At 71.7% G+C, this 704-nt stretch carries 1 protein-coding gene; it reads left to right on the top strand.

Features of this window, described 5'->3' with window-relative positions; translation table 11 throughout:
- The coding region (locus tag MRBLMG1_RS36185; RefSeq protein WP_367828406.1) for a proline racemase family protein at nucleotides 1-704 on the top strand (704 nt) is incomplete at both ends.

Here is a 704-nt window from a genome sequence, read left to right as displayed (position 1 = left end):
CTGCTGATGTACGAGCCGCGCGGGCACGCGGCGATGAGCGGGGCGATCCTGCAGCCGCCGACCCGGCCCGACGCCGACTACGGCGTCCTGTACATCGAGGTGTCGGGACTGCTGCCGATGTGCGGCCACGGCACCATCGGCGTCGCGACCGTCCTGGTGGAAACGGGCATGGTGCCGGTCGTCGAACCCGTCACCACCGTCCGCCTGGACACCCCCGCCGGCCTGGTCCGCGTCGACGTCCGGGTCCAGGACGGCGCCGCCAAGGCGGTCACCCTCACCAACGTCCCCGCCTTCAGCGCCGGACTCGACCTCAAGACCGACGTCCCCGGCTACGGCACCGTCACCTACGACCTCGCCTACGGCGGCAACTTCTACGCCTTCGTCGACCTCGACACCCTGGGCCTGCCCTTCGACCGCGCCCGCAAGGACGACCTCCTCGCCGCCGGCCTGGCCGTCATGGACGCCGTCAACGCCTCACCCCACCGGCCCGTGCACCCCACCCGGCCCGAGATCGCCGGACTCAAACACGTCTACCTCGCCGCACCCGGCTCGAACGCCACCCGCTCACGCCACGCGATGGCCATCCACCCCGGCTGGTTCGACCGCTCACCCTGCGGCACCGGCACCAGCGCCCGCATGGCCCAACTCCACGCCCGCGGCGAACTCCCCCTCGACACCGACTTCGTCAACGAGTCCTTCATCGG

The organism is Streptomyces sp. LMG1-1-1.1, from assembly GCF_040815545.1.
Lineage (GTDB): Bacteria > Actinomycetota > Actinomycetes > Streptomycetales > Streptomycetaceae > Streptomyces.
This window is presented reverse-complemented; position numbering and strand designations above follow the sequence as displayed.